The sequence below is a fragment of the Metamycoplasma hyosynoviae genome (genome assembly GCF_004365165.1).
Lineage (GTDB): Bacteria > Bacillota_I > Bacilli_A > Mycoplasmatales > Metamycoplasmataceae > Metamycoplasma > Metamycoplasma hyosynoviae.
In genome coordinates, this window is sequence record NZ_SOCH01000002.1 from 282,606 (window position 1) to 289,775 (window position 7,170).

Below are 7,170 nucleotides of genomic sequence, written 5' to 3' on the forward strand. Positions count from 1 at the left end.
TCAATTTTACAATGCCATTTCAATTAATGTTTTAACCATTGCGAACATTGGTTTTTCATCAATGTCATTAGTCCCAGCAACATCACAATGAATATATTCAACATTGTTTGTAAATTCTTTTAAGAACATTGCAGCTGAACAAGATCCAGCATTTCCTGAATAATCTGTGTTCTTTAAATCAGCTACAACTGAACCCTTCATAAACTGAATATAGTCTTTGTCAAAGGGCATTCTCCAAATTAGCTCGTGTTGTTTTTTAGCTGCTACACTAATGTCATTTCAAGCTTTATCAGTGGTTGCCCACACACCAGTATAAGTTTCACCCAATGTTCTAACAATAGCACCTGTTAATGTAGCTACATCTACTAAACGAGTTGCTTTTAATTTTGTAGCGCCATAGTAAAGTCCATCAGCTAATACTAATCTACCTTCAGCGTCAGTATTATTAATTTCAACTGTTTTACCACTCATTGAGGTTCATACAGAATCAGGAAGTGATGCATCGCCATTAACTCTATTATCAGTAATGCACATAATGGCAGAAACGTTTTTCTTGGGTTTTAATTGAGCAATTGCCTTCATAGCAGAAGCTACTATTGCAGATCCTGACATATCATATTTCATACCTAACATAAACTTAGGAGGTTTTAACGAATATCCGCCAGAGTCAAATGTAATACCTTTACCTACATAAACATATTTTTCATCACTCTTAGGATTTCCCTTATATTCAATAATAACCACTCTGGCTTCATACATAGAACCACGGTTTACTGAAAGTAATAAATCCATTCCAAGTTTTTCAATTTGTTCTTTGTTTAGGACTTTTATTTTAAGTTCTGGAAATTTTTTAAAATCTTTTTTAATAATTTGAGCAAGTTGTTCACTGTTTAATTCATTTGGTGGTGTAATACCCAAATTACGCGCATAGTTTTGTGCATCTATTATTATTGATGCTTTTCTGAAAGCTTGTTTAGCATCTTCTGATTGTTCTTCTAAAAATAATGAAAGGAAATTTCTGTTTTCTTTTTTAGTGTATGTTTTGTAATTGAAAATTTTGTAAGCTGAAAAATTAATTCCTTTAGTAAAAGCATCAATTACTTCTAATATACTTAAATTAGGGGTTACAAACGTTATTAAATCAATTTGAAAATCACGTGGAGTACTTAGACCTAAATATTTACCAAATTCATATATATCATCATATTTTAGTTCTTCTTTTTTGCCTAAATAAACATAAGCAATTTTATCTGATAAATACTCAGTAATTTTATTAGGTTTTTTAACTAGGAAATTTGGATGTTTGTCTTCTTCAAAAATAGCTTTTAATAATACATCTTGATTTCTTTTATTATCTAATGTTTTAATTAATTCCATTTTATTCTCCTTGTCCTTGGGCTTGTGATTTTCCCAATTCTACCAATGTAGAAACCAAAATTCCAAGTCCCATACCTTTTTTGTCAGCTGTCCCAGCAACATCACAGTGAATATAATCCACTTTGTTTGTAAATTCTTTTAAGAACATTGCGGCAGTATTACAATCTGATTTTTCATTGTTTGAATAGTTGTTTAAATCAGCTATTAACGATTCTTTATTTGGTTTGTGGAAGTCTTCATGCAATGGCATTCTTCAAACTTTTTCATGAGCAATTTTAGCTGCATCTTCAAATTGATGTCATCTCTTGCAACAAGTTGAATAAATACCCGAATATGTTCTTCCTAATGCTGCAAGCATAGTTCCAGTTAATGTAGCAACATCAACTAACAAACTTGCTTTCAATTTTGTAGCCCCGTAATAAAGTCCATCAGCTAATACTAATCTACCTTCGGCATCGGTATCAGTTATTTCAACACTTTTACCACTTAATGATTTGATTACTGATTCAGGAACTGTAGCATGTGTATCAATTGCATTATCAGTTAACATCATAACCGCTGCAACATTAGCTTTAACTTTTAATTCAGCAAGCGCCTTTACTGCATAAGCACAAATTACTGAACCTGACATATCAAATTTCATACCTTCCATATGGTAGCCTTTAGTATTATAGCCACCAGTATCAAAGGTAATCCCTTTACCTACATAAACGAATTTTTCTTTTGATTTGCTATTACCATTGTATTCAATAACAACAACTCTCGGTTCATACGAACTACCACTATTAACCGCTAGTAATAAGTTCATTCCTAATTTTTGAATTTCTTCTTTATCTAAAATAGAAATTTTCAAATTCTTGTTTTTAGAAAATTCTTTTTTAATTTCATTTGCAATATATTCTGAAGTAGCGATGTTTGGTGGCGTAATTTGTAAATTTCTCGCACCATTAATGGCGTTTGCTATTTTAGAAAGTTCTTCTACAAATTCTTGTTTGGTCTCATCTTCTAAAAATAAAGAAATTTCAATTTTATCTTCTTTGTCAGTTTTTGACTTTTCTTTCATCGAAAACAATTCGGCTGAGTGAAATGCATCGCGCATAACAAATGCTCTAAGAACTTCATCTATAGAAATATGTTCATTCACAAATGATTTAACATCAATAACATAATTTCTTCTTTTGCTTAAAATAATAGCGTCAACTACTTTAGTAAGATCATAATAGTCATCACAATCTTTTGATATGAATATATAAGCTTCATTTTTATCCAAAAATTCTGTAATGTAATTTGGTTCGGTTGAAATTTGATTATCAAGACACCCTTGACAAATTTCATCTATTCTACAGCTTAAGCATTTTTTTTCATAAAATGCTTTTAGTAAAATATTTTTACCATCATACTTTGTAGCATATTTTGTAATCATATTTTCCTTTCGACATAATGAGTAACTTTTTTAATATTAAAAATATATTTAAATTATAAATTAATTAAAAATAATAGTAAATTATTATTAACATTTAAAACTTAGAATTTAATAAATTGATCAATCAATTTCAGATTTTCCAAGATCTTTCAATTTTTGATTTATCCTTTTAAATAAGTGGAAATTTTCAAATCCCTTGTTATATCCAAGAGGAGAAGGGTGCGAAGTTGAAATAAGAATTTGATTATTTAAATTTAATTTAGATAAGAAATTTCTAGCATAACCGCCAAGTGCAATATAAATAATATTGTCTTTAATTTCATTAATTTCTTTAAGGAAATTAATTACAAATTCTTCTCATCCAATGTTTTTATGTGAAAGTGGTCTACCTTCAAAAACTGTTAAAATGGTGTTGATTAACATAACACCTTGATTTTTTCATGATGTAAGATCACCGTTTTTTAGTACAACATTGGGATAATCTTTTTTAAGTTCTTTAAACATATTTTGAAGGGACATTGGAAGGTATGGATTAGATTTGTTAATAGAAAAAGCAAGACCATTAGCAACATTAACTGTTGGATATGGGTCTTGACCAATAATTATTACTTTCAAATTATCATAATCAAAATTCTCAAATGCAGAAAATATTTGCTTCTTAGGAGGAAATATTTTCTGACTTTGATTATTATTTATAAATCCAACAATTTTCTTAAAATAATCTTTTTCTTTTTCTAATTTTAGAAACTCAATAAAATTAAATTTCATGTTTAACTTTCTTTTTGCCTTCAAATTGATATTCTACTAAATATAATTTTCCATTTGAAAAATCTAATGAAAGAGGGGTTTTTATCTTGGTTAATGAAGCTCTAAAAATTTTTAGTCTTTTATTATTGATGATTATGAAAGCGCCCGGTTGATCATTAAATGCTTTTATTTTTGAAAGTGCTTCTTCTTTGGTTTGACTTAAAAATATTTCAGCATCTTCATTTTTTATTTTGGGAGCAAGAGTTGCTTTTAATTCATCTTGCTTAATTGCTTTTATTTTATTTTGTGAAAGTTGGATAAGTCAATTAGGTAAATTTTTGATTGTTAAATTTGCAAGTTTATCAAAAATTTCGAGCGCTGTATCTTGCTCGAGAATTTCGCATTTTGCCGTTCCAATAATATCACCAGCATCCATCCTATCGATCATATAAATTAAAGAAATACCAGTTTCTTTTTCATTATTTAAAAGTGCATGTTGAATAGGCGCGGCACCACGATATTTTTCAAGCAAACTTCCATGGACGTTGATAGATGCTATTTTCGCGATTTCTAAGACAGAGTTTGGTATGAATTGACCAAATGCAGCAGTTATAAAAAAATCGTAGTTTAGAGTAATTAATTTATCTTTTATCTCTTTTATTTTGATCGGTTGGAATAGAGGAATATTATACTTTTCAGCTAGTAAAGCAACTGGAGTCTTGATTAGATTTTTATTTCTATCAACCGAATTGTTTGGTTGACTAACCAAAGCTAAGACTTCAAAATTTTCATTATTTATTAAGCTTTCAAAAATATTTTTTGAAAACTCACCAGTGCCTGCTAGTACTAATTTAAGTTTATTTTTTTGTCACATAATTATCTTTATTCTTTATTCATAGCTAAAATTCTTTTATTAATTTTTGGGTTTTTTCATTCCTAATAATGTATATACAAAAACTCTTTTTATACGATTTCGAATATATCTTGTAGAAACACATGAATCAATAAATTCTTCATAAGTTTCTTTATATATATTTTTTTTGAATAGATTTTCCATTCCCTCATCCATTAAAAGAATATCTTTTAATTCGGATGCTGGTGTTGTAAAAACTATCATTTGAAATCTTTCATAATATTCTTGAATCTTATTAAAACTCATAGAAATTTTTATTGGTGTATATTTACTATAATCTTTATCTTCTTCAATTAGTTTCCTAATATAAGAACCAGATGCTATATTACCATTGGGTTTATCTGAATTATGTTCAACTAAACGGTTAACTGCAATTGGTTTAATATCTAAATTATTAAAAACAATATATTTAATATATTCAAACGCAAGTATATCTTCAGGCAAGATATTTTTATTAACTACTGTTTTTAATGCCTCAGAAGCACTGTAAACAAATGATTTACCTTTATCTAATTCAAATTGCAAAACTTTATTATAAGTGTCAAGATTATTTTTTATTTGGTTAGCACAATAAATATAATCATCTACTGTCGCTGTTTTATCATTAATACCAAAAGCTAAATATTCAATTTGTTCTTTTAATAAAGCTAAAATTGCTTTTTCAGCATATATGTGTGCTGCTTGAGTGCTTATTTCTACACCCAGTTTAATCACTTTGTTTCCACCATAAGATAATGCGATTTGTTTCCTAGTTTCATAATCTAATATTGCAATATCCCCACGTTGCGTGAAGTCAGAAGATAAAGCAATAATCAAAGAACAATTTCCTAATTGTTCTTTGATTATATTAATTAAATATGCATGTCCGTTATGGAACGGATTAAATTCTGCAATTAATCCTATTTTAACTGGTTGATTATTCCTTGATTTCATTTGGATCAACTAATTGAATAACTTCTTGACCTACTCTTAATTTTTGTACATATTCTTTTTGTAATACTATTTCGAATAGACCATCTCATTTTTCAATTCTTGAAGAAGTATGTCTTAAAGGTTTAATTTCATATTTTGTAGGATCAGTTAGAATAGTGAATTTAAGTATCATTTGTTCCCCGATTTCACTATAGAATTTCTTATTACCATCAATAAAGAAATCACCTTTGTATAGTTGCTTTCCTTCGTTTGCATAGATCTTATTGTGTAGACGTTGTTTGTGTGGTTTATCAAAGTTTGGATTTAGAAGAATTTCCATCTTTACACCATAAATATCTAATATATATTTATCTCTATTTTCACTAATAAAATCTATATGAGCATCGTTAGGCATTATCAATTTTCCACTTGTAGAAAGGATACTTATAGAATTTTGAGATTGAGCTTTGATTTCACCTAATAAAGGAGAAAGGATCATAAATTGTCTAATCTTGCTGTCAAATAAATATGTTCTTTTTTGAAGTGGTTTGGTAAATGCATCACTATAATCTAGATTTGAAACTTGGTTATCAATTTGAAATTCGCCAGGTGCGTTGCTATTTTCTATATATGAAATTTCATTTTCATCTAGGTTTAGTTGTTCTTCGTTTGTTGAATTTTCATCAAATGCAAGAGCAGCATAAGAATCATCTCATTCATCTGTTTCAGCTTCAACTGTGGTTTCATTACTAATTTCAACTTCTGCTGTTCCGATTTCTTCTTCATTTTCTTTTTCAAATTTATCAAAGTCAAATTCTTGCGAGAAGTCATAGTTATTTTCTTGTTGTTCTTCGTCTTCTGCAAAGAATTCCTCAGCAGCTGATTGTTCGTCTAAAGCTTCAACTTGGTCTTCTTGTGAATCTTCTTCTGTTAGTTGTTCAAGTTCATCTTTTTCATTAATTTCATTAATTAAATTAACTTCGTTTAGATTATCACCAACATAAGAAGTATTACTTTCAAAGTCAGTTGTTGTAGCTAAATATTCATTAGTACTGGTTGAAATATCTGAACTTTTACTTATAACTTCATTTTCATGATTTTCAGTAGATTCAAGTAATAATTGTTCAGATTCTGATTCATATATAGAAGAACTTGATTGTGAAGTTTCTTCGGTATTGAATATATTTTCATCTTCAATATTTTCTTCAAGGTTGATTTCTTTTTGTTCTTGGGTTTCATCAAAATCAACATTTTCTTCTATATTATCAATTGCAAAGTCTTCACCTTGATAAGGGGAAGATAATTCATTAAATACTTCTTGATTATCAGAAGAAACTTCTTCAACAAAGTTTTCTGAAATTAATAATTCATTTACTTCATCTTCAAATTGTTGCAAGTTTTCATCTTCAAATGAAGAATCTTCTAATAAGTCAATATTTGTATCTTCAGAAGTTTCTTCTAAAATTTCAGCTTCAAGTTCTTGGTTTTCTGCTAATTCATCTGAAACATTTTCAGTTTTTTCATCTAAATTAATGTCTTCAAGATTATCAAATTCATATGAATTTAATTCTGTTAAATCAGTTGAATCTTCTGATAATTCTTCAGAAACTTCTGATTCTAATAATTGAGCAGTTTCTGTTTCTTCGATTTGTTCTTCTTCAGATTCGGGTTCATCAAATTCTTGTGAAGCTGCCATAATTTGATCTTCTAAATCACCGTCTTCTGATGGTTCATCAAAGTTCATTGAATCAAGATCTCCAAACTCAACTTCTTCTTCACCAGATAAATTAAAGTTAGT

Annotated in this window: 6 protein-coding genes; all 6 read right to left on the reverse strand. The window is 28.5% G+C overall.

Features of this window, described 5'->3' with window-relative positions; translation table 4 throughout:
* Window positions 1-6 precede the first annotated feature (6 nt).
* Window positions 7-1,377: a M17 family metallopeptidase gene (locus JN03_RS01135; RefSeq protein ID WP_134076511.1), complete on the reverse strand. Its 1,371-nt coding sequence runs from the start codon at window positions 1,375-1,377 to the stop codon at window positions 7-9.
* 1 nt (window position 1,378) lies between these two features.
* Window positions 1,379-2,800, reverse strand: a complete 1,422-nt coding sequence (locus JN03_RS01140; protein ID WP_134076512.1) for a M17 family metallopeptidase — start codon at window positions 2,798-2,800, stop codon at window positions 1,379-1,381.
* A gap of 108 nt (window positions 2,801-2,908) precedes the next feature.
* Complete coding sequence (locus JN03_RS08790; protein WP_134076513.1) at window positions 2,909-3,568, reverse strand: uracil-DNA glycosylase; 660 nt, start codon at window positions 3,566-3,568, stop codon at window positions 2,909-2,911.
* Window positions 3,558-4,421 carry a methionyl-tRNA formyltransferase gene (gene fmt / locus JN03_RS08795; protein ID WP_134076514.1) on the reverse strand — a complete coding sequence of 288 codons (864 nt, stop codon included), beginning with the start codon at window positions 4,419-4,421 and terminating at the stop codon, window positions 3,558-3,560. Before fmt ends, JN03_RS08790 begins: the two co-directional genes overlap by 11 nt.
* A gap of 39 nt (window positions 4,422-4,460) precedes the next feature.
* A complete protein-coding gene (locus tag JN03_RS01155; protein WP_134076515.1) occupies window positions 4,461-5,393 on the reverse strand; it encodes a nucleotidyltransferase in 933 nt (310 codons plus the stop codon).
* The coding region (locus tag JN03_RS08800) for a hypothetical protein (protein ID WP_166666753.1) at window positions 5,377-7,170 on the reverse strand (1,794 nt) is incomplete at its 5' end. The genes JN03_RS08800 and JN03_RS01155, both read right to left, overlap by 17 nt.